At 62.6% G+C, this 25,174-nt stretch carries 24 protein-coding genes; 16 read left to right on the top strand and 8 right to left on the bottom strand.

The annotated features are described in order from the left end of the window. The first annotated feature begins 6 nt into the window (after positions 1 to 6). Positions 7 to 618 carry a TadE/TadG family type IV pilus assembly protein gene (locus BPNPMPFG_RS27040; RefSeq protein ID WP_258596945.1) on the top strand — a complete coding sequence of 204 codons (612 nt, stop codon included), beginning with the start codon at positions 7 to 9 and terminating at the stop codon, positions 616 to 618. 220 nt (positions 619 to 838) lie between these two features. Here BPNPMPFG_RS27040 and BPNPMPFG_RS27035 read toward each other — a convergent pair whose 3' ends face one another. Then, on the bottom strand, positions 839 to 1,759 hold the full coding sequence (locus BPNPMPFG_RS27035; RefSeq protein ID WP_258591644.1) for a phosphate/phosphite/phosphonate ABC transporter substrate-binding protein: 921 nt from the start codon (positions 1,757 to 1,759) through the stop codon (positions 839 to 841). 269 nt (positions 1,760 to 2,028) lie between these two features. On the opposite strand from BPNPMPFG_RS27035, the gene BPNPMPFG_RS27030 reads away from it, so the two are divergent. The 10 genes from BPNPMPFG_RS27030 (at position 2,029) to BPNPMPFG_RS26985 (ending at position 12,812) form a co-directional block, all read left to right on the top strand. Then, positions 2,029 to 3,270 carry a phosphopentomutase gene (locus BPNPMPFG_RS27030; RefSeq protein WP_258591643.1) on the top strand — a complete coding sequence of 414 codons (1,242 nt, stop codon included), beginning with the start codon at positions 2,029 to 2,031 and terminating at the stop codon, positions 3,268 to 3,270. After that, the gene (gene mutM, locus BPNPMPFG_RS27025; RefSeq protein WP_258591642.1) at positions 3,263 to 4,153 is read left to right on the top strand and encodes a bifunctional DNA-formamidopyrimidine glycosylase/DNA-(apurinic or apyrimidinic site) lyase; all 891 of its coding nucleotides are present in this window, start codon (positions 3,263 to 3,265) and stop codon (positions 4,151 to 4,153) included. Before BPNPMPFG_RS27030 ends, mutM begins: the two co-directional genes overlap by 8 nt. 89 nt (positions 4,154 to 4,242) lie before the next feature. Beyond that, positions 4,243 to 5,199 (top strand): IS481 family transposase, encoded by a 957-nt coding sequence (locus BPNPMPFG_RS27020; RefSeq protein WP_258591641.1) that lies wholly within the window; start codon positions 4,243 to 4,245, stop codon positions 5,197 to 5,199. A gap of 32 nt (positions 5,200 to 5,231) precedes the next feature. Beyond that, a complete protein-coding gene (locus BPNPMPFG_RS27015) occupies positions 5,232 to 6,005 on the top strand; it encodes an enoyl-CoA hydratase (RefSeq protein ID WP_258591640.1) in 774 nt (257 codons plus the stop codon). Between the two features lie 182 nt (positions 6,006 to 6,187). Then, the gene (gene rpsT, locus BPNPMPFG_RS27010) at positions 6,188 to 6,454 is read left to right on the top strand and encodes a 30S ribosomal protein S20 (RefSeq protein WP_013533694.1); all 267 of its coding nucleotides are present in this window, start codon (positions 6,188 to 6,190) and stop codon (positions 6,452 to 6,454) included. 923 nt (positions 6,455 to 7,377) lie between these two features. Beyond that, a complete protein-coding gene (gene dnaA, locus BPNPMPFG_RS27005) occupies positions 7,378 to 8,853 on the top strand; it encodes a chromosomal replication initiator protein DnaA (RefSeq protein WP_258591639.1) in 1,476 nt (491 codons plus the stop codon). 303 nt (positions 8,854 to 9,156) lie between these two features. Beyond that, on the top strand, positions 9,157 to 10,275 hold the full coding sequence (dnaN, locus tag BPNPMPFG_RS27000) for a DNA polymerase III subunit beta (protein ID WP_258591638.1): 1,119 nt from the start codon (positions 9,157 to 9,159) through the stop codon (positions 10,273 to 10,275). A 102-nt stretch (positions 10,276 to 10,377) separates the two neighbouring features. Then, complete coding sequence (gene recF, locus BPNPMPFG_RS26995) at positions 10,378 to 11,517, top strand: DNA replication/repair protein RecF (protein ID WP_258591637.1); 1,140 nt, start codon at positions 10,378 to 10,380, stop codon at positions 11,515 to 11,517. 46 nt (positions 11,518 to 11,563) lie between these two features. Next, positions 11,564 to 12,319 carry a molybdopterin-synthase adenylyltransferase MoeB gene (locus tag BPNPMPFG_RS26990; RefSeq protein ID WP_258591636.1) on the top strand — a complete coding sequence of 252 codons (756 nt, stop codon included), beginning with the start codon at positions 11,564 to 11,566 and terminating at the stop codon, positions 12,317 to 12,319. A gap of 4 nt (positions 12,320 to 12,323) precedes the next feature. Further along, a complete protein-coding gene (locus BPNPMPFG_RS26985; RefSeq protein WP_258591635.1) occupies positions 12,324 to 12,812 on the top strand; it encodes a GNAT family N-acetyltransferase in 489 nt (162 codons plus the stop codon). Between the two features lie 109 nt (positions 12,813 to 12,921). Here BPNPMPFG_RS26985 and BPNPMPFG_RS26980 read toward each other — a convergent pair whose 3' ends face one another. Continuing rightward, positions 12,922 to 13,923 (bottom strand): 2-hydroxyacid dehydrogenase, encoded by a 1,002-nt coding sequence (locus BPNPMPFG_RS26980; RefSeq protein ID WP_258591634.1) that lies wholly within the window; start codon positions 13,921 to 13,923, stop codon positions 12,922 to 12,924. Positions 13,924 to 14,074: 151 nt separating this feature from the next. Between BPNPMPFG_RS26980 and BPNPMPFG_RS26975 the strand changes: the two genes are divergently transcribed. After that, positions 14,075 to 14,635, top strand: a complete 561-nt coding sequence (locus BPNPMPFG_RS26975; RefSeq protein ID WP_258591633.1) for an SH3 domain-containing protein — start codon at positions 14,075 to 14,077, stop codon at positions 14,633 to 14,635. A gap of 60 nt (positions 14,636 to 14,695) precedes the next feature. Here BPNPMPFG_RS26975 and BPNPMPFG_RS26970 read toward each other — a convergent pair whose 3' ends face one another. Both BPNPMPFG_RS26970 and irrA read right to left on the bottom strand, forming a co-directional pair. Continuing rightward, positions 14,696 to 15,055, bottom strand: coding sequence for a DUF4260 domain-containing protein (locus tag BPNPMPFG_RS26970; RefSeq protein WP_258591632.1), 360 nt, complete (start codon positions 15,053 to 15,055; stop codon positions 14,696 to 14,698). A 46-nt stretch (positions 15,056 to 15,101) separates the two neighbouring features. Further along, complete coding sequence (gene irrA / locus BPNPMPFG_RS26965) at positions 15,102 to 15,533, bottom strand: iron response transcriptional regulator IrrA (RefSeq protein ID WP_258591631.1); 432 nt, start codon at positions 15,531 to 15,533, stop codon at positions 15,102 to 15,104. A gap of 243 nt (positions 15,534 to 15,776) precedes the next feature. Between irrA and fabA the strand changes: the two genes are divergently transcribed. From fabA to BPNPMPFG_RS26945, 4 genes are all read left to right on the top strand, one after another. Continuing rightward, a complete protein-coding gene (gene fabA / locus BPNPMPFG_RS26960) occupies positions 15,777 to 16,295 on the top strand; it encodes a 3-hydroxyacyl-[acyl-carrier-protein] dehydratase FabA (protein WP_258591630.1) in 519 nt (172 codons plus the stop codon). Between the two features lie 36 nt (positions 16,296 to 16,331). Beyond that, positions 16,332 to 17,552 carry a beta-ketoacyl-ACP synthase I gene (gene fabB, locus BPNPMPFG_RS26955; protein ID WP_258591629.1) on the top strand — a complete coding sequence of 407 codons (1,221 nt, stop codon included), beginning with the start codon at positions 16,332 to 16,334 and terminating at the stop codon, positions 17,550 to 17,552. A gap of 38 nt (positions 17,553 to 17,590) precedes the next feature. Further along, positions 17,591 to 18,403 carry an enoyl-ACP reductase FabI gene (fabI, locus tag BPNPMPFG_RS26950; protein ID WP_258591628.1) on the top strand — a complete coding sequence of 271 codons (813 nt, stop codon included), beginning with the start codon at positions 17,591 to 17,593 and terminating at the stop codon, positions 18,401 to 18,403. Between the two features lie 103 nt (positions 18,404 to 18,506). After that, entirely contained in the window at positions 18,507 to 20,051 is a 1,545-nt protein-coding gene (locus BPNPMPFG_RS26945; protein ID WP_258591627.1) for a putative bifunctional diguanylate cyclase/phosphodiesterase, read from the top strand. A 17-nt stretch (positions 20,052 to 20,068) separates the two neighbouring features. Here BPNPMPFG_RS26945 and BPNPMPFG_RS26940 read toward each other — a convergent pair whose 3' ends face one another. The 4 genes from BPNPMPFG_RS26940 to corA all read right to left on the bottom strand — a co-directional run bounded on the left by BPNPMPFG_RS26940 (position 20,069) and on the right by corA (position 25,167). Beyond that, complete coding sequence (locus BPNPMPFG_RS26940; RefSeq protein ID WP_258591626.1) at positions 20,069 to 21,088, bottom strand: class I SAM-dependent methyltransferase; 1,020 nt, start codon at positions 21,086 to 21,088, stop codon at positions 20,069 to 20,071. Between the two features lie 107 nt (positions 21,089 to 21,195). After that, positions 21,196 to 23,343 carry a polyribonucleotide nucleotidyltransferase gene (gene pnp / locus BPNPMPFG_RS26935; protein ID WP_258591625.1) on the bottom strand — a complete coding sequence of 716 codons (2,148 nt, stop codon included), beginning with the start codon at positions 23,341 to 23,343 and terminating at the stop codon, positions 21,196 to 21,198. Positions 23,344 to 23,620: 277 nt separating this feature from the next. Then, positions 23,621 to 23,995 carry a 30S ribosomal protein S15 gene (gene rpsO / locus BPNPMPFG_RS26930; RefSeq protein ID WP_274533684.1) on the bottom strand — a complete coding sequence of 125 codons (375 nt, stop codon included), beginning with the start codon at positions 23,993 to 23,995 and terminating at the stop codon, positions 23,621 to 23,623. 77 nt (positions 23,996 to 24,072) lie between these two features. Continuing rightward, positions 24,073 to 25,167, bottom strand: a complete 1,095-nt coding sequence (corA, locus tag BPNPMPFG_RS26925; protein WP_258591624.1) for a magnesium/cobalt transporter CorA — start codon at positions 25,165 to 25,167, stop codon at positions 24,073 to 24,075. Positions 25,168 to 25,174 lie beyond the last annotated feature (7 nt).

Genomic DNA, 25,174 nt, shown 5'->3' with positions numbered 1-25,174 from the left:
ATGGGCATGATGCGTGCGGGGGCACATCTCAGGACTACGGGAATTTGGCGTAAGGCAATTCGATTCGGGTCGGATCGCCGTGGTATCGCGGCGGTCGAATTCGCCTTGATCATGCCTATTCTGCTGATCATGTATTTCGTGACCATGGAAGCGTCACAAGCCATCGAGACCAGCAAGAAGGTCAGTCGTATCGGCAGCATGGTGGCTGATCTCGTCACGCAGCAGACATCCGTCGCCAAGGCGGATATCGACGCCATCATGGCGATCGGCGCAGTCACCCTTCAGCCCTACAACCGCTCGGCCCCGAGCATCACCGTCACGGCAATACAGGTCACGAGCGACGCGACGCCGCTGGTGCAGGTGGCGTGGTCGCGCAAGCTGGTCAATGGCGTCGCCAGCGCCGGCCCTACCGCCACCACGGTTCCAGCAACACTCAAGGTCGCCGGCACCTTCCTCATCCGCGTCGACAGCACTCTCGGCTACACGCCGGTCATCAGCTGGTCGCCGGGAAGCCAACAGAAGCTTGGATTGACCACGGCTTTCAACAACATAAATATGAGCGAAACCTACTATCTGCGTCCGCGCAGAAGCGCGGCGGTCACTTGCACGGACTGTTGAGCCGAGACCGCCAAGCGGTTCACTGTTTCACGGAAACGGCGAACCGCTCTATCTCTTTGTTTTAACGCAATTCCGGACGGAAAACCGTTTCACACTTTTCCTGGAATTGCTCTGAGCGGTTCACCGAGCCTGTCCGAAGCGCGTCGCGGTGAAACGGATTCAGTCGACGCGCTTCAAGCTTTGGTTTTATGCATGTCGTTGCCCAAGATCGCCGCGCACCTTATTGCGGTGCGCCGCGGCCCGAGACGAAGCGCACCATAGAAGCAGCCACCTCGTAATCCTTTGGCGCGACGACAGCGAAGCCGCCGGAATGCTTCGATTCCAGGAGGTCGTAGACGTCTGGCGTCATCGACTTGAGATTGGTGAGGAACACGGTGAGCCGGCGCTTGGCTTCCGGGTCGAGATCGCTGCGGACGGCATGGGGGCCATATCTCAGCAGGCCCGACGTCCATACGACCCTGAGTGTCGCTCCCGAAAGCCCTGCCGCTTGGAGCCTCGCCTGTGTGCCCGATGCTTTCGGCTGACCGTCGGCAGCGGCCGTCACCCAACCGAACAGGCCATCGGCCTTGCCATCGACCAGCATCGTTTCCGCCGCCGCGGCCGAATCGGCATGGACCAGAAACGGCGCATCTTCCGCGACCTTGCGGCCTTCCGCGGTCAACGCCGCCAGTGGCAAGAGAGAACCGCCGGCGCTGTCGGACGGCGCCATGACAATGCGATGGCTCTCCATTGGCGCGAGGTCAGGCAGCTTGCCGTCCCGCGTCAGCAGAACGGAGCGGATGCCGATCGCGCCGTCGGAATCGATCGGAGCCACGAGCGGCTCGATACATCCGCAGCGTTGCGACGCCGTTGCATAGGCGGTCGCGGAATAGATCGCGTATTCGATGCGGGCATTGGCCTGCGCCTCGATCAGCGCGGCGTAGTCGCGGGCAACGACAAACTCGACCTTCATGCCCAAGGCCTTGGTGTAGGCGTCGGTCAACCGTGCCAGCCCGGGAACGGTGTTGCCGGCGCCGGGCTCGGCAACGATGCCGATGCGAAACGTGCCGATATCGTCGCGCCAGTCGGCATGCGCCGGATTGGACCAGAGCGCGACCTGCACCAGCATGAGGGCAGCAGGCGCCTTCAGCGCAACCCTCATGGCAAAACCGCCGTCTGTTTTCCTCGATCCATGCCCATGCCAACGCCGTTGCGGTATATCCTCAGATTGTGCATGTCGCCCAAAACGGCTTCACACTTTTTGGGCGACATGCACTTGTTGTTTGTGCATGTCGTTATCCCAAAAACCGTTGTGCACTTTTGGGCGACATGCATCAGAATATCGGCTTAGCCGTTGCGGTTTGGTTTCCGAATTGCCAATGCGGTCGCGGAACCCTATGTCTGCTCGTTCAAACTGGCAACAAAGACTCCATGGCGCGCGCATTCCTCTTCGTTCTGGACTCTTTCGGCATCGGCGGCGCTGAAGACGCCGACCGCTATGGCGACGCCGGCGCCAACACATTCGCGCACATCGCCGAGGCCTGCGCCGAAGGCCGCGCGGATCGCGAAGGGCTTCGCAGCGGACCGCTGTTTGTTCCCCATATGGCCTCGCTCGGGCTTGGCAAGGCTGCCGAAACCGCGACGGGACTGGGCTTTGCCAGCAGCGGGACGGATTTGCTCACCACGGCCTTCCATGGTGCCGCTCAGGAGGTTTCGAGCGGCAAGGACACGCCATCAGGTCATTGGGAAATCGCCGGCCTGCCGGTGCGCTTCGACTGGGGCTATTTCCCGGATACGGTTCCGGCCTTTCCGGCCGAGCTGACCGAGGCGATCATTCGCGAGGGCAAGGTGCCGGGCATTCTCGGCAACTGTCATGCGCCGGGCACCGAGGTCATCGAGCGGTTCGGCGAGGAGCACATCCGTAGCGGCAAGCCGATCTGCTACACGTCGGTCGATTCCGTTCTGCAGATCGCCGCGCATGAAGTCTATTTCGGCCTGGAGCGGCTTTATGAATTCTGCAAGGTGGTGCGCAGGCTGGTCGATCCCCTAAGGATCGGACGGGTTATCGCGCGGCCGTTCGTCGGCGAAACCACCGCCACCTTCGTGCGGACGTACAACCGCCATGACTACGCCGTGCCGCCGCCGGAGCCGACGCTGCTCGATCGGCTGACGGCGCGTGGCAGCCGCGTCATCGCCGTCGGCAAGATCGGCGACATCTTCGCCCATCGCGGAATTTCGCAAGTGCGCAAGGCGGCGGGCAACATGGCCATGTTCGACGAAGCGCTGGGCGCGATGGATGATGCCGGCGACGGCGACCTCGTCTTCGCCAATTTCGTCGACTTCGACACCGAATTCGGTCATCGCCGCGACGTTGCAGGTTATGCTGCCGCGCTCGAGGCCTTCGACCGGCGACTGCCGGAGGCCTTTGCAAGGCTGCGGCAGGGCGATCTTCTCATCCTGACAGCCGATCACGGCAACGATCCGACCTGGCCCGGTACCGATCATACGCGTGAACGCATTCCGGTGATCGGCACCGGGCCGGGTTTCAAGGGCGGCGACATAGGCTTGAGAACAACATTCGCCGACATCGGCGAGACCGTGGCCGAGCATCTTGGGCTGGCACGCGGCGGTCACGGCACCTCTTTCCATACAACGATTGGCGGTCATGCCTGAATTGCCGGAGGTCGAAACGGTCCGGCGTGGGCTCCAGCCGGTTCTGGAAGGCGCCACCATCACCCGTGTCGAGGCGCGCCGAGCGGATCTGCGCTTTCCCTTTCCCGAGAAATTCTCGCAGCGGCTGACCGGCAAGACAATCACCGCGCTCGGCCGCCGGGCCAAGTATCTGACGATGGACCTTGACGGCGGTCCGGTGCTGATCTGCCATCTCGGCATGTCGGGTTCATTCCGCCTCGAGACGGCGGATGGCAGCGACATGCCGGGGGTCTTCCAGCACGACCGCTCGAAGAGCGCCAACCACGACCACGTCGTCTTCCATGTCTTATCACCGGTCGGCGCACGATCGCGCGTGATCTTCAATGATCCGCGCCGCTTCGGCTTCATGTTGTTTGCCGAAGGGCCGCCGGACGCGCATCCGATGCTGGCCGGATTGGGCGTTGAGCCGACCGGCAATACATTGGACGGCGCACTGCTTGCCTCGTTGATGAAAGGCCGGCGATCACCGCTCAAGGCAGCGCTTCTCGACCAGAGGCTGATCGCCGGGCTCGGCAACATCTACGTGTCGGAGGCGCTGTGGCGCGCCAGCCTGTCGCCGCTGCGCGAGGCAGGCACGATCGCCAAGCCCGGAAAGAAGGCCGAGGCGCAAAGCGAACGTCTCGCCGAAGCCATTCGCTCAGTGATATCAGATGCGATCGCGGCCGGCGGGTCCTCGCTCAGGGACTATATGCAGACCGACGGATCGCTGGGCTACTTCCAGCATTCCTTCGCCGTCTACGACCGTGAAGGTGAGCCCTGCTCGAAGCCCGGCTGCAGCGGCCACATCGAGCGGATCGTGCAGAGCGGCCGATCGACCTTCTATTGCCGGACGTGTCAGCGGTAAGCTAGCTGTGAGCTTTCGGGAGGTTGTCCATTCGGACCGGACCGGAGAGACTGGAGTTACCAGGCTTCAGCACTCACCGGAGGGTCCGAATGAACATCCACAAGAATGCCCGTCTCACGCCGCTGCGTCGAGAGGAGATGGCGCTGTCGGTGATAGAAGGGGCTTTTTCCAAAGCCCATGCGGCGCGCGTCTACGGCGTGTCGGCCAAGATCGTGGCGCGTTGGGTCGAGCGCTATAAGGCCGAAGGGCGGGCCGGCATGATCGACCGTTCCTCGCGGCCCGCCCATATGCCACAGGCCACCGCTGCGTTGATCGCCGAGCGCATCATGGCGCTGCGGCGGCAACGTTGGACCGGCAAGCACATCGCCCATGAGGTCGGCGTCTCGCCCGCCACCGTTAGCCGCGTTCTCAAGCGTGCCGGACTGTCGCGGCTCAGGGATATCGAACCGGCCGAGCCGATCCGACGCTACGAGCGCGAGCATCCCGGCGAGATGATCCATATCGACATCAAGAAGCTCGGTCGTTTCGAGCGCATCGGTCATCGCATTACCGGCAAGCGCACCGGCAATGCCAGCTCGCGCGGCAGCAGTTGGGAGTTCGTCCATGTCTGCATCGACGACGCCTCCCGCATCGCCTTCTCGCAGATCCTGCCCGACGAGAAAAAAGAAAGCGCCATCGCCTTCCTCAAAGCGGCGGTCGCCTACTACGCCAGCCTCGGCGTCGCGATAGCCCGCGTCATGACCGACAACGGCTCCTGCTACAGATCGAAGGCCTTCGCCAAGGCCTGCCGCGATCTCGGTCTCAAGCACGTCAGGACAAGGCCTTACACGCCCAAGACCAATGGCAAGGCCGAGCGCTTCATCCAGACGGCGCTGCGCGAATGGGCCTATGCCATCGCTTATCCGACTTCAGATCACCGCGCCGCCGAACTGCCTGTCTGGCTGCACAGATACAATTGGCATCGCCCACACGGCAGCCTAAAGTCCAAACCACCCATCAGTCGCCTCGATCTAACCCCGGACAACCTGTTGAGGCTCCACAGCTAGCTAGATTACGGTGGAGCGAGGAGAAGCAAGTCATGGCCTATGAGACGATCATCACCGAGACGCGCGGCAAGGTCGGGCTGATCACGCTGAACAGGCCGCAGGCGCTCAACGCGCTGAACTCCCAGATACTGGCCGAACTGGTGGCAGCCGTGAACGGCTTCAGTGCCGATGCCGGAATCGGCGCCATGGTCATAACCGGTTCCGAAAAGGCTTTTGCCGCCGGCGCCGACATCAAGGAGATGCAGTCGATCTCCTATGTCGACGCCTACAGCCAAGACTTCTTCGTCGGCTGGGAAGAGTTTACGCGGGCACGAAAGCCTGTCATCGCGGCGGTGGCCGGCTATGCGCTCGGCGGCGGCTGCGAACTGGCGATGATGTGCGATTTCATCATCGCCGCCGACAGTGCAAAGTTTGGCCAGCCGGAGATCACGCTCGGCGTCATTCCAGGCATGGGCGGGTCGCAACGGCTGACCCGCTTCGTCGGCAAGTCGAAGGCGATGGACATGTGCCTGACCGGGCGGATGATGGATGCGGCCGAAGCCGAGCGTTCGGGCCTGGTGTCGCGGGTCGTGCCCGCCGGCGAGCTTGTCGAGGAGGCGCTCAAGGCGGCAGCCAAGATCGCCGATTTCTCGCTGCCGTCGGTGATGATGGCAAAAGAGGCCGTCAACCGCGCCTTTGAGACGACCCTTGCCGAGGGATTGCGGTTCGAGCGCCGACTGTTTCACTCGCTGTTTGCACTGGAAGACCAGAAGGAAGGCATGGCCGCCTTTGCCGAGAAACGGAAGCCGAATTTCCGCAACCGCTGACGCCAATCCTTTGGCCGCGAAGAAGAAGACCGATGGCCGCCAAAAAGAAGGCCAGGCAATGTTGACGCGCCGGAAAAGCTGAACTATAAGCCGCACCAACCGAGGCGGCCCCGTGGCTGCCCGTTTGTTTTTTGCGCCCTGCGGCATCCCGCATGCGCCGACCAGATCAGAAGAGAGGCATCATGGCCAATACATCCTCGGCCAAAAAGGCAACGCGCAAGATCGTACGCCGCGCGGCGATCAACAAGAACCGCCGCTCGCGAGTCCGCACCTATATCCGTCAGGTCGAAGAGGCACTTGCCTCCGGCGACAAGGCTGCCGCACAGGCTGCCTTCAAGATCGCGGAGCCGGAATTGATGCGCGCTGCAACCAAGGGCGTGATCCACAAGAACACAGCGTCCCGCAAGGTGTCGCGACTGGCCCAGCGGGTCAAGGTCCTGTCGGCCTAACATACATTTCCTGGATTGACGTTCTTCGAACCCGGCCGATCGTGCCGGGTTTTTTCGTTTGCCGGCAAGCACTTAAAAAGAATGCCCGGAAACGGGTGTCCAGTGCGGATTTCGCTGTTCGAAATGCTTTGCCGGCACGGCCATGCCGGCTGATCGCCGGTATCCCTGAAAAAGGTTCACCAAAAAAACTCCCCCCTCAGAAATAATTTATATTTTTCAGATAGTTGCGGATAGTCATCCACAGCTTGTTCACATCGAGCCGAGGCGATGGGGGAGAAGTAGCTGTCAAGCGAATTATTTGAAAAAGTTTCGCGCCGCGCCGGCTCTTTCATATTCGCCGGAAAAGAGTTTGAATCCCAATGGCTTTCTCAAAATGTGCCGTTACGGCACGCCACTCGAACCCCGCTCCAGTAACCAGATTCGTTAAAAATCAGTTAGAGGTGGACTTGCCCTATCCACAGCGATTTCGGTAATGTGGGTCTATCGAAAGGGGCGGGCCTCTGGCCCTCAACCCAGCCTGAATTTGCCAGCTTAATTTGGCGGGATTTGCAACACGGATCAAGTCCGTGGACGGGTTTGGTTTGTCTTTTTCGATACGCAGGGGACTGGCGTAACTAAACATGGCAGGTAGACAGCGCGCCGGCGCCCTTTTCGCCGGGCGGCGTCGTGTTGCCCGGACATACCCAACGCGGACTGGCTTCCATGGGCCGGCACCGGTTCCCCCGGATATTGGGCGAGGTCATTTGCCGGCGGCGGCAGCGGACATCGCAGCGAAGACGCAGTTGCCGGAACACGGATGCAGGAGGCGCATCCCCGGTGGAAAACAGGTACGGAAGGACAAGGAAAAGATCATGCAGAGCGGCATCGAAAGGGAGCTTACGGGCGACCTCCCATTTCCTGGAACTTTGATCGGAGCAAACGACATGGCGGTCTCCAGCGACGCGGAACAGAAGTTCGACCGGGTCAAGACCCAGTTGAAGGCGCGCCTGGGAACCGAAGTCTATTCGAGCTGGTTCGGCCGCATGAAGGTCGCGGAGGCTTCCAAGGGGATCATCCGCATCTCGGTGCCCACCGCTTTCCTGCGCTCATGGATCAACGGTCACTATCTCGACCTCATCTCCGAACTATGGAAGCAGGAGGATGCCGATCTCCTCAAGATCGAGATCGTCGTGCGCACGGCGACCCGCCAGGGGCGCAGCCAGGCCGAGCCGGAGGTGGCCCCGACGCGGGCCAAGATGACGCGGCAGACGCAGACGGCGCTCGCCGCCGGCACCGTCAGCCCCGGCCGGGCAGAGCGTGCACCGGCTCCGCGTCCGGGTACACCGGTCGAGAGCGAATTCCGGCACAATGTGCTGGGATCACCGCTTGATCCGCGCTACACATTCGGCTCCTTCATCGAGGGACCATCGAACCGGGTGGCCTTCGCCGCCGCCAAGGCAGTGGCGGAATCGCAATCAAGCGCGGTGCGCTTCAATCCGCTTTTCCTTCACGCGACCGTCGGGCTCGGCAAGACGCATCTGTTGCAGGCAATTGCCGCGGAATCGCTGAAGCAGAATCCCAAGTCGCGCGTCGTCTATCTCACAGCCGAGTATTTCATGTGGCGCTTTGCCACCGCCATCCGCGACAACAATGCGCTGACGCTCAAGGAACAGCTGCGCGATATCGACCTCTTGATCATCGACGACATGCAGTTCCTGCAGGGCAAGTCGATCCAGCATGAATTCTGCCACCTGATCAACATGTTGCTCGACAGCGCCAAGCAGGTCGTCGTTGCCGCCGACCGGCCGCCGTCGGAACTGGAATCGCTCGAACCGCGGGTCCGTTCGCGCCTCAATGGCGGCGTGGCGCTTGAAATGTCGGCGCCCGATTTCGCCATGCGCCTTGGCATGCTCAAATTGCGCCTTGCCACGGCCAGGGTCGATGACGCGTCGCTCAATATTTCAGAAGAAATCATCAATCACGTCGCCCGCACCGTGACCGGCAGCGGACGCGAACTGGAAGGCGCATTCAATCAGCTGCTGTTCCGTCAATCCTTCGAACCGCAGATCACCATCGATCGGATCGACGAGATCCTCGGCCACATCTATCGCACCGGCGAGCCGAAACGGGTCCGTATCGAGGACATCCAGCGCATCGTCGCGCGTCACTACAACGTGTCGAAGACCGAGTTGCTGTCCAACCGGCGCACGCGCACCATCGTCAAGCCGCGACAGGTCGCCATGTACCTGTCGAAGGTGATGACGCCGCGCTCGCTGCCCGAGATCGGACGGCGTTTCGGCGGCCGCGATCACACCACGGTGCTGCACGCCGTGCGCAAGATCGAGGACCTTTCCGGCAACGACAACACGCTGGCGCAGGAACTCGAGCTGTTGAGGCGGTTGATCAACGACCAGGCCTGACCGGTCTGGGGGAGGAAACCAGAACAGCACCGGAATTCAAGGGCTTGCCAGTGCGGCCCTGAACCCGGAATGGGCTCGTCGCGTGGTCTGGAAGCGATACGGATTTCGGTTTTACGACAACGGCTCGCGGACTTCGTGCCCTTTATCCCCAGAAAGCCCGCGTAGCCGGCCCGAACCGGTGGCGCGGGCTTGCGTTTGCTGGTTTTTTCCTGTCAGTTTACGCAGATTCTGAGCCTGTTCAGACCTTTCGCGGGGCGCCGCTCACTGGTGACCCGTCATTCATTCAAGCGAGCCTGTTTCGTCATGCGTGTTATCCTGGAACGGTCAAATCTCCTGAAGGCACTCAACCACGTCCACCGTGTGGTCGAGCGGCGCAACACCATACCGATCCTGTCCAACGTGCTGCTCAGCGCCGAGGGCGCCAGCCTCGAAATGAAGGCGACCGACCTCGACCTGGAGGTGACGGAAGCAACGCCCGCCAAGGTGGAGCGCGGCGGGGCGACCACGGTTCCCGCACATCTGCTCTACGACATCGTGCGCAAGCTCGCCGATGGCGCCGAGGTGATGCTGAAGACGGACGAGGACGGCAACGCCATGACGGTGACGTCGGGCCGTTCGAGCTTCCGCCTGCAATGCCTGCCGCAATCGGACTTCCCCGAGCTTTCGGCCGGCTCCTTCTCGCATATCTTCCGTCTCGACTCGGTTGCCCTGAAAGGCCTGATCGAGAAGACCCAGTTCGCCATCTCCACCGAAGAGACGCGCTACTACCTGAACGGCATCTACCTGCACACGCATGAGGTCGGCGGCAAGCTGAAGCTGCGCTCGGTGGCGACCGACGGCCACCGTCTGGCGCGCGCCGAGATCGACGCGCCGGCGGGTTCCGAGGGCATGCCGGGCATCATCATTCCGCGCAAGACGGTGAGCGAGCTGCAGAAGCTGGTCGACGATCCGGACGTTGCCGTGACCACCGAATTGTCGGACACCAAGATCCGCTTCACCATCGGCAGCGTGGTTTTGACCTCGAAACTGATCGACGGCACCTTCCCGGACTATCAGCGGGTCATTCCAACCGGCAATGACAAGAAGCTGATCATCGACCGCCAGAGTTTCGCTGCCGCTGTCGATCGCGTCTCGACCATCTCCTCCGAACGCGGCCGCGCAGTGAAGCTGTCGATCAGCGAGGGTCAGGTGACGCTTGCCGTCAACAATCCGGATTCCGGCAGCGCCACCGAGGAACTGGCCGCCGACTATTCGTCCGATCCGATCGAGATTGGCTTCAACGCCAAATACCTGCTCGACGTTGCCGCGCAGCTGACCGGCACGGAGGCCAAATTCATGCTGGCCGACGCCGGCTCGCCGACGCTGATCCACGACATGGCCGACGAGACCGCACTTTATGTGCTGATGCCGATGCGGGTGTAGCCGGCGCGGCGTCACCAATCCGGCTCCGCGACGGGACCGGCAGCGAGAACGATGGTTCTGCGTTTCCGTGAAACGACGAACCGCCCTATAGGCGGATAGCGGTTGCCGGCACAAACTCATATAAGTAAGCTTACACTTACTGATTTTCGCAATTACGCGGGACTGGCGATCGATCTGGCGCCGGGCGCCGTGATTTTTTCCGGCGACAACGGCGCCGGCAAGACCAATCTGCTCGAAGCGATCTCCTTTCTGACGCCGGGACGTGGCTTGCGCCGTGCGCCCTATGCCGATGTCGCGCGAGCAGGCGGCGACGGCGGCTTTGCCCTGCATGCCCGGCTCGACGGACCTGACGGCCAGGTCGAGATCGGCACAGGCATTTCCGGTGGCGACGGCGCCGGGGAAGGCGGCAGGCGGGTACGTATCAATGGGGCTTCGGCGCGTTCGGCCGAGGACATGCTGGAATGGCTGCGCGTGGTTTGGCTGACACCGGCGATGGACGCGTTGTTCACCGGACCGGCCGCGGATCGCCGGCGCTTTCTCGACCGGCTGGTGCTGGCGATCGACCCCGGCCACGGGCAACGTGCGATCGACTACGAGAAGGCGATGCGCGGTCGTAACCGTCTGCTTACCGAAGGTTCTCGGGACGACCGCTGGTTCGACGCGATCGAGACACAAATGGCCGAAACCGGCGTCGCGATCGCCGCCGCACGCGCCGAGATGGTGCGCCTGCTGGCCGCGATGATCGACAGGTTGCCCGATACGGGTCCGTTTCCGCAGGCCGATATCGGCCTTTCGGGTGACCTGGAGGCCGAAATTGCCGCTGCGCCGGCGGTCGATGTCGAGGAGCGGTTTCGCCGCACGCTTGCCGAGGGTCGTGACCGCGATCGTGCCGCCGGGCGCACGCTGGATGGCCCGCACCGGTCGGATCTGGTGGTTCGGCATCGTCCCAAGGGGATGCCGGCCGAACTCTGTTCGACAGGCGAGCAGAAGGCGCTGCTGGTCGGCATCGTCCTCTCGCATGCCCGGCTGACCGGCGAAATGTCTGGCATGACGCCGATCCTGCTGCTCGACGAGATCGCCGCCCATCTCGACAGCGGCAGGCGCGCAGCCTTGTTCTCGATTCTGGAAGAGCTGAACTGCCAGGCGTTCATGACGGGAACCGATGCAGCGCTTTTTTCCAGTCTGAAGGGGCGTGCGCAATTCCTGACGGTCGACCACGGTACGGTTGGGCCAACGGTCTAAATCTTTGTCTCCTGACAAGGTTTTTCGGCCGCTATATGGTCCGGCAATGAGCACTGCCGCCCTGACCGCCGACGAGATCGAACGCTATGCCCGCCACATCGTGCTGCCCGAGATCGGCGGCGCCGGCCAGCAGCGACTGAAGCGGGCGCGGGTTCTGGTCATCGGCGCCGGCGGGCTGGGCGCGCCGGTGCTTGAATATCTTGCCGCCGCCGGCGTCGGCACGCTCGGCGTGGTCGATGACGACATCGTTTCGCTCTCCAACCTGCAGCGCCAGGTCATTCACGGCACCGACACTGTCGGCATGTTGAAAACCGACAGCGCCAAGGCGGCAATCGCCCGCATCAATCCCAACACATCAGTCGAAACACACACATTCCGGCTGACCACGGACAACGCCCCTGCCCTCGTCGCCCGCTATGACGTCGTCGTCGACGGTTCCGACAATTTCGAAACCCGCTATGCAGTGGCCGATGCCTGCACGAGCGAGAGGAAACCGCTGGTGCATGCCGCGGTCGGACGCTTCGATGGTTCGGTGACAGTGCTGAAGCCATTCGAAGACGGCAAGGACGGCAGGCCCAACCCCGGCTATCGCGATCTGTTTCCCGAACCGCCGCCGCCTGGGCTGGTGCCGTCGTGCGCCGAAGCCGGCGTGCTCGGTGCGCTGACCGGCGTCGTCGGCACTTTGCAGGCGATGGAGGCGATCAAGCTGATCACCGGCATCGGCGAGCCGCTGGTCGGCCGGCTGCTGCTCTATGATGCGCTGGCCGCGCGCTTCGACACCATCCGCTACAAGAGAAACTGATCCCGTGGACCGGACCGAAGCTGTTTCCATCACGCGGATCCCGGCCGATTTCGACCGTTGGAACGACGTGCTCGCGCTGATCATGGATGCCTTCGCCGCCATGGACGGCGTCATCGACCCGCCCTCCTCGGCGCACCTGCTGACCGCCGAGACACTGCGCGACAGGGTGCTGCGGGAGACCGGTTTCCTTGCGCTCAAGGGCGACAGGATCGTCGGCTGCGTCTTTGCCCTTGAAAGGGTAGCGGAATTCTATGTCGGCAAGCTCGCCGTCGCGCCGGATTGCCAGGGACAAGGCCTTGGCCGGCGGCTGATGCGGGCGGTCGAAGATCTTGCCCGTGGCCGCGGCAAGGCGGCCCTCGAGCTTCAAACGCGGATCGAGCTGACCGGAAACCACGCGGCCTTTGCCCGCCTCGGCTTTCACGAGACCGAACGGACGGCGCATGAGGGCTATATCAGGCCGACCTCGATCACCATGCGCAAGGTGCTTGCGTAAGTCTGGTCTTCCATTCGAAACGCCGCAGAACGTTACGCCGCGACGGCGTCAGGTTCTATTTCTTGTTTGAGCATGATCTTTTCCGAAAACCGGTCTCCACTTTTCGGGATCATGCTCTGAACGGCAGCACGCGATCCGGCGGGCGATGGCCGTCGACGAAGGCGCGAATGTTGATGATGACCTTCTCGCCCATGTCGATGCGGCCTTCGAGCGTCGCCGAGCCCATATGCGGCAGGAGCACGACCTTGCCCTTGGCGGCGAGCTTCAGCAGCTTGCCGTTCAGTGCCGGCTCGTGCTCGTAGACGTCGAGGCCGGCGCCGGCGAGCTTGCCGTCCTGGATCATCTTGACCAGCGCTTCTTCGTCGATGATGTCGCCGCGCGCCGTGTTGACGACGTAGGCCGTGGGCTGCAGCAGCGCCAGCCGCCGCGCCGAAAGCAGATGGAAGGTCGCCGGCGTCGACGGGCAATTGACCGAAATGATGTCCATGCGGGCCAGCATCTGGTCGAGGCTTTCCCAGTAGGTCGCCTCCAGCCCGTCTTCCACCGCCGGCAACACGCGGTGGCGGTTGTGGTAGTGGATCGACAGGCCGAAGGCCTTGGCCCGCCTGGCGACCGCGGTGCCGATGCGTCCCATGCCGACAATGCCGAGCCGCTTGCCCCAGATGCGCCGGCCGAGCATCCAGGTCGGCGACCAGCCGGCCCATTTCTTGTCACCGGTAAGCACATTGGCGCCTTCCACCAGCCGCCGCGGCACCGCCAGCATCAGCGCCATGGTCATGTCGGCGGTATCCTCGGTCAGCACATTGGGCGTGTTGGTGACAGTGATGCCCTTCTTGGCTGCGGCCGCGACATCGATCTTGTCGACGCCATTGCCGAAATTGGCGATCAGCTTGAGATTGTCGCCGGCCTGGGCGATCAGCGCCGCATCAATCTGGTCGGTCACCGTCGGCACCAGCACGTCGGCTTCCTTGACCGCCGCAACCAGTTCCGGCTGTGTCATCGGCCTGTCCTCGACATTCAGCCGGGCATCGAACAGTTCGCGCATGCGGGTCTCGACCGGGTCGGGCAGCTTTCGCGTGATGACGACGAGAGGCTTCTTTTTGCCTGCCATTGTTTCCTCGTACCCCGATCTCGTTGAGACCTCTTTAACCAAGACCGGCGAAACTGAAAGCCGGTCGCGGTGTCGATACCCCCATGTAACAAGCGGTGCCGCCGAAGACAAAGAAAAAGGGGCGCCAAGGCAAGCGCCGAAAGGAACGAAAGTGTCTGGTTTCGCGTCGCTTCGCCTGACCCTCAGCGCAGCATTTCTCGGCGCTCTGCTTTATTCTCCGCTTGCCGCGGCGCAGGGTGCGGCAGCACCTGCCCAGAGCGTCGTCACGCTCGGGCCGAGCGGTTTGCCGTTGCCGCGATTCGTCAGCCTGAAATCCGGCCGCGTCAACTCGCGCGTCGGCCCCGGCGCCAACTATTCGGTCGACTGGATGTACATGAAGGCTGGCCTGCCGATGGAGGTCATCCAGGAATTCGACACATGGCGCCGCGTGCGCGATGCCGACGGTTCGGAAGGCTGGATCAACCAGTCGCTGCTGTCGGGCCGGCGCACGGCAATCGTCGCACCGTGGCAGCGCGGCAAGGGCGCCCAGGTCGATGTCCTCTACAGCCCTGACAAGGACGCAAGGGTGATCGCGATGGTCGAGCCCGGCGTCATGGGCACGATCAAATCCTGCGACGGCCAGTGGTGTGAAATGACGTTCGATGGCCACACCGGCTGGCTTGCCCAGTCTCTTGTCTGGGGCGCCTATCCCGGCGAACGGGTCAAGGACTGATTTTTGGGACTGGTCTTTTAGCCTTTTGACCGCGATCCGTCCAAGATTGGCTGTCGCAATTCAGCGCCCGATGCGGCCGAGATGGGTATCCTGAAAGCCGGTTGACAGCTTCAGGCCGTAGCCCAGTGCACGATCGATGGCGATGTGGGCGATCCAGATCAACGCAACCGCCATCGCGGTCGCGTTGCCGGACAGGTGTCCGGCGAGCAGCAGCAGCACGGGTACGATCAGGATGTGCAGGGCGTTGTAGGCAATGGCGCCGACGCGCGGCCTCGCCAGATAGCCTGACATCGACAGGTCCGGCGCCAGGATAAGCAATCCGAAGAGCCACCAGGAGATGCCGGTTGAGGCGTAGAAGACGACGGCAGCCACCGCCACGACGACCCATTCGAGCCGGATTGTCAGTTCGAGGGGCTTCATCCCTTGCCGTTTATTCTGGCCTTGCCGTTTATTCTGGCCTCGCCGGTCATTCGCGGCGTTTGGGGCGCAGCCTCACCACGATGTCGACATTGGCGATCTCCATCCCCTCCGGCGGCTCCGGCAGGTTGGCAACCGTCACCGGACCGCTGGCGATGTCGAATATGCGGTTTTCGCCTTCGATGTAGAAATGGTGGTGATCGGACGTGTTGGTGTCGAAGTAGGTCTTGGAACCCTCGACGGCGAGGATGCGCAGCAGTCCCGCCTGGGTGAACTGGTGAAGGGCATTGTAGACGGTGGCGAGCGACACCGGCACACCGGCGGCGACCGCCTCCTCGTGCAGTTCCTCGGCCGACAGATGACGGTCGCCCTTGGCGAAAAGCAGGTCGGCCAGCGCAATGCGCTGGCGCGTCGGCCTCAGGCCGGCTTCACGAACCCGCTTGTCCACAGCGACATTTTCCTTCCGGCCGTCCAGGTCCATCTTCTCGTCGAACCCCACAGTTCCGCCCCAAGACACGCCCAGAATGGCAAAAAAATGGACGTCTGCCGAAACCGGACCTCAAACGACATATATTCTGTCGGCCGAAAGCGATCAATAGCGCGCATTGACCCAGGCGGACGGGCAGGTTAAGCGCAAACGCCGGTTTCCGGCCTGAAACAGATTGTGTTAGGAAACCAACGACAAGGGCGCCCGATAGCCCGCGACAATATGGGGACGAGATTGATGGCGGGTTCGAAATCCAGCTACGACTACGACGAATTGCTGGCCTGCGCCCGCGGCGAACTGTTCGGACCGGGCAATGCGCAGCTGCCCTATCCGCCCATGCTGATGTTCGACCGCATCACAGAGATCAGCGAGACGGGCGGCGCCCACGGCAAGGGCTTCATCCGCGCGGAATTCGACATCAAGCCGGACCTGTGGTTCTTTGCCTGCCATTTCATCGGCAATCCGATCATGCCGGGGTGCCTCGGCCTCGACGCCATGTGGCAGTTGACGGGATTCTATCTTGGCTGGCTCGGCGAACCCGGCAAGGGAATGGCTCTGTCGACCGGTGAGGTCAAATTCAAGGGTATGGTCACGCCGGCGGTAAAGAAAGTGGAATACGGTATCGACTTCAAACGCGTGATGCGTGGCCGGCTGGTGCTCGGCATCGCCGATGGCTGGCTGAAGGCGGACGGTGAACCCATATACGCGGCAACGGATTTGAAGGTCGGTCTGTCCAAGCAGTCGGCGGTCAGCTGACCGGCATCCCCGGCGGCCCCCTGGAAGGAGTTGCGAATGAGACGTGTCGTAGTCACAGGCCTCGGCATCGTGTCGTCGATCGGCAACAATGCCAACGAGGTGCAGACCTCGCTGCATGACGCCAGATCCGGCATCAGCTTCTCCGATTCCTTCGCCGAACATGGCTTCCGCTGCCAGGTCTGGGGCGCGCCGACGCTCGATCCCTCCGCCATGATCGATCGCCGTGCGATGCGCTTCCTATCGCAAGGTGCGGCCTGGAACCACGTCGCCATGGATCAGGCGATCGCGGATGCGGGGCTGGGCGAGAGCGACATCACCAATGAACGCACCGGCATCGTCATGGGATCGGGCGGACCATCCACCCGCACCATCGTCGAAGCCGCCGAAATCACGCTGAAGAACGGCAGTCCCAAGCGCATCGGTCCGTTCGCGGTGCCGAAGGCGATGTCGTCGACGGCATCGGCAACGCTTGCCACCTGGTTCAAGATCCACGGCGTCAATTACTCGATCTCGTCGGCCTGCTCGACCTCGGCGCATTGCATCGGCAATGGCTACGAACTGATCCAGTGGGGCAAGCAGGACATGGTCTTTGCCGGCGGCCACGAGGACCTCGACTGGACGATGTCGGACCTGTTCGACGCCATGGGCGCCATGTCGTCGAAGTTCAACGACAAGGCATCGACAGCTTCCCGCGCGTATGACGCCAATCGCGACGGCTTCGTCATCGCCGGCGGCGCCGGCGTGCTGGTGCTGGAAGAGCTGGAGCATGCCAAGGCGCGCGGCGCCAAGATCTACGCCGAGATCGTCGGCTACGGCGCAACCTCGGACGGCCATGACATGGTGGCGCCATCCGGCGAAGGCGCGGTCCGCTGCATGCGCCAGGCGATGGCCACGGTTTCCACGCCGGTCGACTACATCAACACCCATGGCACGTCGACGCCAGTGGGCGATTCCAAGGAAATGGGCGCGATCCGCGAGGTGTTCGGCGAGAAGATGCCCTACATCACGTCGACGAAATCGCTGACCGGCCATTCGCTGGGTGCTGCCGGCGTGCAGGAATCCATCTACTCGATCCTGATGATGCAGGGCGGCTTCATCGGCGAAAGCGCCCATATCGAGACCCTAGACCCCGAATTCGAGGGCATGCCGATCGTGCGAAAGCGCATCGACAACGCCAAGATCGACACTGTTTTATCAAATTCGTTCGGTTTCGGCGGCACCAACGCAACGCTCGTTTTCCAGCGCTATTCCGCATAAGGCCAGCGTTTTTGTATTTTGCATAAGGATTGGGGGCCATGGACGGATTGATGAAGGGCAAGCGCGGGCTTGTCATGGGGGTCGCCAACGACCATTCGATCGCCTGGGGCATCGCCCGGAAATTGTCCGAACATGGGGCGGAGCTCGCCTTCACCTATCAGGGCGACGCCTTCGGGCGCCGGGTCAAGCCGCTCGCCGACAAGCTCGGCGCCTCGCTGGTCGTGCCGTGCGACGTCGAGGACAGTGCTTCGGTCGCCGCCATCTTCGAGACGCTGGGCAACGCCTGGGGCGGACTGGACTTCATCGTCCACGCCATCGGCTTTTCCGACAAGAACGAGCTGAAAGGCCTCTACGCCGACACCAGCCGGGACAATTTCGTCCGCACCATGGTGATCTCCTGCTATTCCTTCACCGAGGTCGCCCGCCACGCTGCCGCCCTGATGCAGGACGGCGGGTCGATGATCACGCTGACCTATGCGGGGTCGGTCCGCGTCATGCCGAACTACAATGTCATGGGCGTCGCCAAGGCCGGGCTGGAGGCCAGCGTGCGTTACCTCGCCAACGACTACGGTCCACGCGGCATCCGGGTCAACGGCATATCGGCGGGACCGGTGCGCACGCTCGCCGGCGCCGGGATTTCCGACGCGCGTCACATGTTCTCCTACCAGCAGCGCAACTCGCCGCTGCGCCGCACCGTGACCATCGACGAGGTCGGCGGCTCAGCGCTTTATCTGTTGTCCGATCTGTCTTCCGGCGTTACCGGCGAAATCCACTATGTCGATTCCGGCTATCACATCGTTTCCATGCCGACGCTTGATGAATTGAAGCAGACCGATGGCGGGCGAGAGTAGTCAGCTCAAGAAATACTTTCCTTCCCATAAAATTAGACGCATTCACGGAAACGCATTTTAAGGACATGTCCGTTAGAAGGCCCTGTACTCTGGGGACCTTTCCATGCCCGCCGTCAGCAACCCGAAGCGAACACCGGTGTTCCGGCTGCTCACCATAGCAAGCTCGGGCCTTGGCAGTTTCGTCCTCGGACTCTGGGGCCTGAAGCACGGTCTCGGCGATGGTTTTGCCGGCATACCGATCGACATGATGGCTGCGGTGATGGCAGCCCTTTGCGCGCTGGCGGCGTCGCTGGCCGCGATGTCCTTCTTCGCCGGCGTCGATGAATCGGCGGATTTCGTCTACACGGAGACCCATTTCGACAAGCTGACCGGCCTGCTGGCACGCCCGGCGATGGTCGGCAAGATTGCCGAGGCGGCATGCGCGACCGGCCGGACCGGCGAACCGATGTTCCTCATCGACATCGACATCGATCGGTTCAAGCAGATCAACGACGCCATCGGCTACAGCCAGGGTGACGAGCTGATCCGCGCCTTCACCAAGCGGTTGAAGACTTGCGTGCCGCAGCGCGCGATGATCGGACGCATCGGCGCCGGCGAATTCGCGATTCTGCTCCCCGACAATCAGGTGCCCGGGTCGCTGGAAAGCGCCATCGAGAGGCTCATCGACGAGATGATGGAGCCCTATGAGCTCAGCACGCGCCTGCAATCGGTCAGCCTGTCGGTGGGCATCGTGGCGATGCCAAAGGACGGCATCGATCCCGTCCTCATCCTGCGCCGCTCCAATCTGGCACTGCAGAATGCGCGCGCCAGCGGCGTCGGCAACTGGTCGGTCTTCCACGCCGAAATGGGCAGGGTCGCCGACCACCGCCAGTGGGTCGAGTCCGAGCTGCACGTCGCCTTCGAGCGCGGTGACTTCGACCTTCACTACCAGCCGCAGCTCGATCTCCCGACCGGCCGCATCGTTGGCTACGAAGCCCTGATCCGCTGGCGCCATCCCGAACGCGGCATGATCCCGCCGATGGAGTTCATCCCGATCGCCGAGGAAACCGGCATGATCGGGCCGATCGGCGAATGGGTGTTGCGCAAGGCCTGCAGCGACGCCCGCCATCTGCCCGACGATTGCTTCGTCGCCGTCAACATCTCGCCCGTGCAGTTCATGACCAAGGACTTCGTCGGCATCGTGCGCGACACCATGACGAGCACCGGCATCAAGCCGTCGAGGCTGGAGCTGGAGGTGACCGAGACGGCGATGATGCAGGACCGCGACCGCGCCGCCACCATCCTGAAGCAGCTCGCGGAGATGGGCATCTCGGTCGCCGTCGACGATTTCGGCACCGGCTATTCCAATCTGAGCTATCTGATCGACTTCTCGTTCGGCAAGCTGAAGATCGACCGCTCCTTCGTCAGCCGCCTCGATACAGACTCCAGTTCCGGCGCGGTCGTCTCGACCATCGTCGGGCTTTCGCGCGCGCTCGGCGTCAGCATCATTGCCGAAGGCGTCGAGACCGAAAGCCAGGCGACGCTGCTTCGGGCAGCCGGCTGCGAAGTGGTGCAGGGCTACCTGTTCGGCCGGCCAGCGCCGCTCAAGATCAGGGTTGGCGACGCGCATGTCACCGACGAGGTCCGACGCGTCGCCAATCTGCATTGAACGCGCTGCCGAGTGGTTTAACGGCGCGCGACAAGCACCTTGAACATGCCGTCGCGGGCGAACTCGGCATGGCTCGAAAAAGCGGCCGACAGCACCGGCTCGTAAGGAAGCTGGCGGTTGGCCACCATGAACAGCCGCCCACCGGGTTTCAGCGCCTTGGCCGCCGCGCGGATCATGCCTGCGCCGATCTCGGGCTCGGCCGCGCGGCTGCGGTGAAAGGGCGGGTTCATGGCGATCGCGTCGTAGCGCTTCTCGACCGGTTCCTTCAGCAGGTCAGTCCAGAAGTAGTCCCTGGCGATCGACTGTCTACCCCCCGCCAGATTGAGCTTCGCGGCTTCGAGCGAGGCGAAATCGGCCTCATGGAGGTCAAGCGCCGAAATGCCCGGTGATCGGGCCGCGATCTCGGCGGCCACATAGCCCCAGCCGGCGCAGAAATCGGCAACGCTGCCGCGCAGATCATTGGGCAGGTTCTCGACCAGCAATTTCGAGCCGGTATCGATCCGGTCGAAGGAAAACATGCCGGGCGCGGTGCGGAACCGGCCTTCAACCAGCAGATCGGGATTGGCGGCGCGCAGGTCTTGCGCGGCGGCCAGATCGGCAGGACGGCGAAACCAGAAGGCGATGCCGTGATATTTCGGCAGGTGGCCCTCGAGCTGCACAAGCTCGTCAATGCGCTTGCGCAGGCTGGCGATGCCTTCATCCTTACCGCCGGCAACGACGACCAATCCACCCGGAGCCACGCGCTCGAGCGCCTCGGCGATGCGCAATTCGTTCAAGCCGCGATGCCGACCGGCAAGCACGAGTGCCATATCGAAGTCGTCGCCTTCCGCTTGCGCGGTGACGATGAAGCCAGACGCCTGCAGCGCCCGAAAAGACGGCCTGAAGCCTTGCGCGAGGTGCAGCGCGGCTTCAAAGCCTTCGGACAGGCGAAAACCCGGTTCGGCGCCGAGAAACAGGGCGCGCGCGCCCTTTCCCGGCAAAGGAACAGCCTCGGCCTCAAAGGGATGAAAAAGCGTCTTCAGCGGCTCGGTGGACATTGTTCGATCTCGAGGCCTGTCTTGACAATCTGAAAATGAAAACGGGCGACAAATGAAAGCGGGCGCGACATACGTCGCGCCCGCTTCGATTTATGATCCCGGACCGATCAGGCGGCGTTTTCTTCGCCTTCGGTCTTCTTGTCACGGGCGAGTTCCTTGCCGGTGGCCTGGTCGACGACCTTCATCGACAGGCGGACCTTGCCGCGCTCGTCGAAGCCCATCAGCTTGACCCAGACCTTGTCGCCTTCCTTGACGACGTCCGAGGTCTTGGCGACCCGGTCGTTGGCAAGCTGCGAAATGTGGACGAGGCCGTCACGCGGACCGAAGAAGTTGACGAAAGCGCCGAAGTCGGCGGTCTTGACGACCGTGCCTTCGTAGATCTCGCCGACTTCCGGCTCGGCGACGATGGTGTGGATCCACTTCTTCGCCGCCTCGATCTCCTTGGCGTTCGACGAAGCGATCTTGACGGTGCCGTCGTCCTCGATGTTGATCTTGGCGCCGGTCTTTTCGACGATCTCGCGGATGACCTTGCCGCCCGAACCGATCACGTCGCGGATCTTGTCGGTCGGGATGTGCATGACTTCGATGCGCGGCGCGAACTCACCGAGTTCCGAACGCGCGCCGGAGAGCGCGTGGCCCATCTCGCCGAGGATGTGCAGACGACCGTCCTTGGCCTGGCCGAGCGCGATCTGCATGATCTCCTCGGTGATGCCATCGATCTTGATGTCCATCTGCAGCGAGGTGATGCCGTTGGCGGTGCCGGCGACCTTGAAATCCATGTCGCCGAGATGATCCTCGTCGCCAAGAATGTCGGAGAGCACGGCGAAGCGCTCGCCTTCCTTGATCAGGCCCATGGCGATGCCGGCGACGGGCTTGGCCAGCGGCACGCCGGCATCCATCAGCGCCAGCGAGGTGCCGCACACAGTGGCCATCGACGACGAACCGTTGGACTCGGTGATCTCCGAGACGACGCGCAGCGTGTAGGGGAACTGGTCAGCGCTCGGCAGCATCGGGCGGATGGCGCGCCATGCGAGCTTGCCATGGCCGATTTCGCGGCGGCCCGGCGAGCCCATGCGGCCGGTTTCGCCGACGGAGTAGGGAGGGAAGTTGTAATGAAGGAGGAACTTCTCCTTGTACATGCCGGTCAGCGAATCGACGTACTGCTCGTCCTCACCGGTGCCGAGCGTGGCAACGACCAGCGCCTGGGTCTCGCCGCGGGTGAACAGCGCCGAACCGTGCGTGCGTGGCAGGACACCGACTTCGGAGACGATCTTGCGGACCGTCTTGAGGTCGCGACCATCGATGCGCGAGCCGGTGTCGAGGATGTTCCAGCGCACGACCTTGGCCTGAAGTTCCTTGAACACGGTGCCGATCTGCTCGGACGTGTACTTGGCGTCTTCGCCTTCGGCCGGAGCAAACGCGGCCTTGACCTTGGCCTTGACGGCGTCGACGGCGGCGTAGCGCTTCTGCTTGTCGGTGTTCTTGTAGGCATCGCGAAGTTCGCCTTCGACGATCTTCAGCATCTCGGCTTCAAGCGCGGAATAGTCCGGCGCGGTGAAGTCGCGCGGCTCCTTGGCGGCGACTTCGGCCAGCTTGATGATGGCGTCGATGACCGGCTGGAAACCCTTGTGGCCGAACATCACGGCGCCGAGCATCAGCTCTTCGCCGAGTTCCTTGGCTTCGGACTCGACCATCAGCACGGCGTCGGTGGTGCCGGCGACGACGAGGTCGAGCTTGGATTCCTGCATCTCGTCGACATGCGGGTTGAGCACGTATTCGCCGTTGATGTAGCCGACGCGGGCGCCGCCGATCGGGCCCATGAAGGGAACGCCCGAAAGGGTCAGCGCCGCCGAGGTGGCGACGATCGACAGGATGTCGGGATCGTTCTCGAGGTCATGCTGGACGACGGTGACGACGATCTGCGTGTCGTTCTTGTAGCCTGCGGCGAAGAGCGGGCGGATCGGGCGGTCGATGAGGCGGGAAACCAGCGTTTCCTTCTCGCTCGGACGGCCTTCACGCTTGAAATAGCCGCCCGGAATCTTGCCGGCGGCGTAGGTCTTTTCCTGGTAGTTGACGGTCAGCGGGAAGAAATCGAGGCCGGGCTTCGGCTCCTTCATCGAAACGACGGTGGCGAGAACCTTGGTCTCGCCGTAGGTCGCGAGCACCGCGCCATCAGCCTGACGCGCGATCTTGCCGGTTTCGAGGATGAGCGGACGGCCGCCCCATTCGATTTCCACTTTGTGGTGATTGAACATGTCTTGTCCTTAATAAGCGGAAAGGGCCGCGCCGTTTCACGGTGCGCGGATGCCCTTTCCCTGGCTTCCTTTCTCGGGCAGCCACGGGCAAGACAACGGGAAGCTCGGGTGATTTCAGCGCGGCGAGCGCGCGAGCGTCCTGCAATCCTGCCCCATGACCGTCCATGGGCGGTTTCGAGTGGCCCTCTGCACGCTCGAAACCGGGTCTGGCCAGTCGATACGACTGGCAGAATGCGCGACCGGCGGGCCTTCCGAAGAAAGCCCGCCGGTCAATTCGTCAACGGCGCAGACCGAGCTTCTCGATCAACGTCTGGTAGCGCGCGTCGTCCTTGCGCTTGAGATAATCAAGCAGGCTGCGGCGCTGAGAGACGAGAGCGAGTAGACCACGGCGGGAATGGTTATCCTTCTTGTGGTCCTTGAAATGGTCGGTCAGGTTCTTGATGCGCTCGGAAAGGATGGCCACCTGGACTTCCGGAGACCCGGTATCGCCCTTGGCGGTTGCGAATTCACCCATCAATTCCTGTTTACGCTCGGCAGTAATCGACATCGTGTTTTTCCTTATCTGTTTGAGGAAACGGGTCGCCCTCAGCCGGGATGTCGTCCAGCAGGGGCCGGTGCAAGCAAAGCGTCTGAGCGCTATGCTGCGGCGCATATAGTGCAATTCCCCGGAAAACACCAGCCCAATTCACAAGCCGGCTTTTCAGGTCGAAATGGCCGGTTTTATCCCAGTTAAAGCCATTTCTTCCCTTTGAAGAAGGCGATCAGCCCAAATGCGACAAGCGCCATGAACAGCAACGATGCCGGATAGCCATAGTAGGCCTTCAGCTCCGGCATGTTCCATGGTGAGCTCCCGGGGTCGAAATTCATGCCCCACACACCGACCAGAAAGGTGAGCGGCATGAAGATGACCGAGACGATGGTGAGATAGCTGATGACCTCGTTGGTACGCGCCTGGCTCAGCGACAGATGCATCTCGATCAGGCCGGTCAGCATGTCGCGCTGGGTTTCGACCAGTTCGATCAACCTGAGCGAATGGTCGAGCGTGTCGTTGAGGAAGACCTTGGTCTCGGCCTTCACATAGGGCACGTCGTTGCGGATCAGCGTCGCCAGCGCATCGCGCATCGGCCACAGCGCTCCCTTCAGCACATTGGTGTCGCGACGCAATTCATGCAGCTGCCGCATCTGATGCTTGTGCGTCGTGTGCAGCATTTCGTCCTCGATGCCGTCGACCACGTCGCCGGCGGCTTCGATCGGCGGAAAATAGCTGTCGACGATGGCGTCGATCAGCGCGTAGGCGAGATAGTCGGCGCCGCGCGCGCGCAGCCGGTTGGGCGCCGAGCTTTCGATGCGCTTGCGCACGGGATCGAACGGATCGCCTTCACGTTCCTGGAAGGTGACGACGAAGTTCTTGCCGAAGAAGACGGCGATCTGCTCATAGCGGTGTGACGTGACATCGTCGATCATCCTGACGACGACGAAGGCATGGTCCTCGAAGAAGTCGACCTTCGGCCGCTGGCCGGTGTTGACGACGTCCTCCAGCGCCAGCGGATGCAGGCTGAAAATGCGGCCGATCTCCTCGATCAGCGAAATGTTGGCGAGACCGGTGCAGTCGAGCCAGATGACCGGCCACTTGTCGCAATGGGTGTTGAGGTCGTCGATGCTGGCATTTTCGATGGTCTTGAACTTCTGCGGCGAGATCAGGGTCAGCCGCAGTTCCGAGCGTCGCGCCGTCGGGTCGGCGATCAGCGTGCCGGGCGACGCGCCTACCGGCGGCCGCCGTGTCTTCACCGGCGCCCGCTTTTTCACCGCCTCGGCCTTTGCCATATGCCCC

It is taken from the genome of Mesorhizobium sp. AR07, assembly GCF_024746815.1.
Lineage (GTDB): Bacteria > Pseudomonadota > Alphaproteobacteria > Rhizobiales > Rhizobiaceae > Mesorhizobium.
The sequence above is the reverse complement of the archived record's forward strand: the minus strand, read 5'-3'. Positions and strand labels throughout refer to the sequence as shown.

What these genes read in the sequence shown, in the direction of transcription:
- BPNPMPFG_RS27040 (WP_258596945.1), top strand. Translation starts at nt 7, where the DNA reads ATGATGCGTGCGGGGGCACATCTCAGGACTACGGGAATTTGGCGTAAG.
- BPNPMPFG_RS27035 (WP_258591644.1), bottom strand. Translation starts at nt 1,759, where the DNA reads ATGAGGGTTGCGCTGAAGGCGCCTGCTGCCCTCATGCTGGTGCAGGTC.
- BPNPMPFG_RS27030 (WP_258591643.1), top strand. Translation starts at nt 2,029, where the DNA reads ATGGCGCGCGCATTCCTCTTCGTTCTGGACTCTTTCGGCATCGGCGGC.
- mutM (WP_258591642.1), top strand. Translation starts at nt 3,263, where the DNA reads ATGCCTGAATTGCCGGAGGTCGAAACGGTCCGGCGTGGGCTCCAGCCG.
- BPNPMPFG_RS27020 (WP_258591641.1), top strand. Translation starts at nt 4,243, where the DNA reads ATGAACATCCACAAGAATGCCCGTCTCACGCCGCTGCGTCGAGAGGAG.
- BPNPMPFG_RS27015 (WP_258591640.1), top strand. Translation starts at nt 5,232, where the DNA reads ATGGCCTATGAGACGATCATCACCGAGACGCGCGGCAAGGTCGGGCTG.
- rpsT (WP_013533694.1), top strand. Translation starts at nt 6,188, where the DNA reads ATGGCCAATACATCCTCGGCCAAAAAGGCAACGCGCAAGATCGTACGC.
- dnaA (WP_258591639.1), top strand. Translation starts at nt 7,378, where the DNA reads ATGGCGGTCTCCAGCGACGCGGAACAGAAGTTCGACCGGGTCAAGACC.
- dnaN (WP_258591638.1), top strand. Translation starts at nt 9,157, where the DNA reads ATGCGTGTTATCCTGGAACGGTCAAATCTCCTGAAGGCACTCAACCAC.
- BPNPMPFG_RS26990 (WP_258591636.1), top strand. Translation starts at nt 11,564, where the DNA reads ATGAGCACTGCCGCCCTGACCGCCGACGAGATCGAACGCTATGCCCGC.
- BPNPMPFG_RS26980 (WP_258591634.1), bottom strand. Translation starts at nt 13,923, where the DNA reads ATGGCAGGCAAAAAGAAGCCTCTCGTCGTCATCACGCGAAAGCTGCCC.
- BPNPMPFG_RS26970 (WP_258591632.1), bottom strand. Translation starts at nt 15,055, where the DNA reads ATGAAGCCCCTCGAACTGACAATCCGGCTCGAATGGGTCGTCGTGGCG.
- irrA (WP_258591631.1), bottom strand. Translation starts at nt 15,533, where the DNA reads ATGGACCTGGACGGCCGGAAGGAAAATGTCGCTGTGGACAAGCGGGTT.
- fabA (WP_258591630.1), top strand. Translation starts at nt 15,777, where the DNA reads ATGGCGGGTTCGAAATCCAGCTACGACTACGACGAATTGCTGGCCTGC.
- fabB (WP_258591629.1), top strand. Translation starts at nt 16,332, where the DNA reads ATGAGACGTGTCGTAGTCACAGGCCTCGGCATCGTGTCGTCGATCGGC.
- fabI (WP_258591628.1), top strand. Translation starts at nt 17,591, where the DNA reads ATGGACGGATTGATGAAGGGCAAGCGCGGGCTTGTCATGGGGGTCGCC.
- BPNPMPFG_RS26945 (WP_258591627.1), top strand. Translation starts at nt 18,507, where the DNA reads ATGCCCGCCGTCAGCAACCCGAAGCGAACACCGGTGTTCCGGCTGCTC.
- BPNPMPFG_RS26940 (WP_258591626.1), bottom strand. Translation starts at nt 21,088, where the DNA reads ATGTCCACCGAGCCGCTGAAGACGCTTTTTCATCCCTTTGAGGCCGAG.
- pnp (WP_258591625.1), bottom strand. Translation starts at nt 23,343, where the DNA reads ATGTTCAATCACCACAAAGTGGAAATCGAATGGGGCGGCCGTCCGCTC.
- rpsO (WP_274533684.1), bottom strand. Translation starts at nt 23,995, where the DNA reads ATGCGCCGCAGCATAGCGCTCAGACGCTTTGCTTGCACCGGCCCCTGC.
- corA (WP_258591624.1), bottom strand. Translation starts at nt 25,167, where the DNA reads ATGGCAAAGGCCGAGGCGGTGAAAAAGCGGGCGCCGGTGAAGACACGG.